The sequence below is a fragment of the Dietzia sp. B19 genome (assembly GCF_014145155.1).
GTDB classification, from domain to species: Bacteria; Actinomycetota; Actinomycetes; order Mycobacteriales; family Mycobacteriaceae; genus Dietzia; species Dietzia natronolimnaea.
On the sequence record NZ_JAALED010000184.1, the window covers coordinates 1 to 2,087 of the forward strand.

At 69.7% G+C, this 2,087-nt stretch carries 2 protein-coding genes; one reads left to right on the forward strand and one right to left on the reverse strand.

Annotated features, from left to right (window positions below):
- Positions 1-12 precede the first annotated feature (12 nt).
- Positions 13-462, reverse strand: a complete 450-nt coding sequence (locus G6020_RS06400; protein WP_182610046.1) for a hypothetical protein — start codon at positions 460-462, stop codon at positions 13-15.
- Between the two features lie 157 nt (positions 463-619).
- Here G6020_RS06400 and G6020_RS06405 point away from each other — a divergent pair, with 157 nt between their 5' ends.
- Positions 620-2,008 carry a M1 family metallopeptidase gene (locus G6020_RS06405; protein WP_182610047.1) on the forward strand — a complete coding sequence of 463 codons (1,389 nt, stop codon included), beginning with the start codon at positions 620-622 and terminating at the stop codon, positions 2,006-2,008.
- Positions 2,009-2,087: the final 79 nt, after the last annotated feature.

Consider the following 2,087-nt stretch of genomic DNA (forward strand, 5'->3'; position numbering starts at 1 on the left):
CCTGCGGGCCGGTCACCGGGCGGCACCCCGGCGTGCGATGCGCGCGGCGGCGATCAGTCCGGGCACCGCCACCAGCACCGCACCGAGGAGGTACCACCAGGGGGTGAGGCCGATCGTGGTGCGGATGACGTGCAACCCGGTGACGACGACGAGGACCACCACGCCGGAGCCCGCGACCCCCCAGAGGTACGTCCGGGCCGAACCACGGGGACTGGCGCCGATCGATCGCCGCTGCCAGAAGATCACGGCGAACAGCAGCACCACGTACGGCACCATCGCCCAGTTGGAGAACATGATCGCGATGGTCCCGGCACCCATCACCACCGCGATGACGGCGGCGAACCAGGCGAAGACCCGGGCGTCGCGCGTGGAGCTGACCGGCGGGCGACCCTCGACCTCCGCCAGGAGCCGGGCGGCCTCGGCGCGATCGAGCTCGCCGGTGGCGGGGTTCTCCGTGGTCATGGCGACACCTTCCTCGTGACGGTCCCGGGAGTGTCCAACCGGGCAATGACTAGACCATAGGCAACTACTTTCCACTTTGGCAAGTAGTTTTCACCGCCCGGCCGCCGGGGGCGGTGCCGATCACCCCGGGTCCACTACACTCGCGCAGGTCATGGAATTGAAGGCAGTCAAGAAGGACCTCATCGCCAAGATCGCAGCCCCCCGCGATTCGTCGCGCGCCGATCCGGTCGACCCCTACCTGCCCAGCGCCGGGAACCACGGCTACCGGGTGACCCGGTACGAACTGGACCTCACCTACAAGATGAGCTCCAACAACCTGCGTGGCCAGGCCGTCATCACCGCCACGGCCACCGAACCGCTCGACTCGGTGCAGCTCGACCTGTCCCCCCACCTCGACGTGTCCAAGGTGTCTCTCGACCGCGGTCGGGTCGCCAGGTACAGCCGGCCGCGGGGCAAGCTCACCGTTACCCCGGCCGAGCCGATCCCCGTCGGTGCCGCGTTCACGCTCACCATCCGGTACGCGGGCAACCCGCGCCCGATCCGCGGCGCATGGGGTGAGGTCGGGTGGGAGGAACTGACCGACGGGGTCCTGGTGGCCAACCAGCCCAACGGCGCCGCCAGCTGGTTCCCGTGCGACGACCACCCGTCGTCCAAGGCCCCGTTCCGGATCCGGCTCACCACCGACTCCCCGTACCGCGCGGTCGTGACCGGTTCGCTGGTGGGCAAGAAGCGCAGCGGCAGCACCACCACCTGGGAGTTCGACCTCCCGCAGCCCACCTCCACCTACCTCGTGACGATCAACCTGGGGCAGTACGAGCACCTGGAGGTGACGGGTGGGGCGGTGCCGTTCCACGCCTACCTGCCCGCGGACCTCAAGCGGGACTTCCGGGTGGCGTTCGCCCGCCAGCTCGAGATGATCGAGGTCTTCACCGACCTGTTCGGCCCGTACCCGTTCGGTGAGTACAAGGTGGTGGTGACCGACGACGAGCTGGAGATCCCCCTCGAGGCGATGGGCATGTCCACGTTCGGCCGCAACACCGCCGAGGCGGGCACGGACGACGAGCGGCTGATCGCCCACGAACTCGCGCACCAGTGGTTCGGCAACGCCGTCACCGCCGCCGAATGGAAGCACATCTGGCTCCACGAGGGCTTCGCCTGCTACGCCGAGTGGCTGTGGACCGAGTTCTCCGGCGGCGCCGACGCGGGCAGCCACGCGCTGCGCTACTACTCCAAGCTGCAGAACTCACCCCAGGACCTGCTCCTGGCCGACCCCGGCCCCAAGGACATGTTCGACGACCGCGTCTACAAGCGCGGCGCGCTCACCCTGCACGCCCTGCGCCTGACGATCGGCGACGAGCAGTTCTTCCAGCTGCTGCGTGACTGGGTGACCAAGTACTCGGGCAGCACCGCGACCACCGACGACTTCCTGCACATGGCCGCCGACCACTCCCCCGTCGACCTGCGTCCCCTGTGGTCCGCGTGGCTGTTCTCGGAACCGCTGCCACCCACCCTCGGCATGCCCGATGACCACGCCGGCCGCCGCTGAACCGACGCCCACGGCCGGCCGCCGCGCCGCGGGTGGGATGCGGGCCCTGACTCTGGCGACGGTGTTCGCCGCCGCCTCC

What these genes read in the sequence shown, in the direction of transcription:
- G6020_RS06400 (WP_182610046.1), bottom strand. Translation starts at nt 462, where the DNA reads ATGACCACGGAGAACCCCGCCACCGGCGAGCTCGATCGCGCCGAGGCC.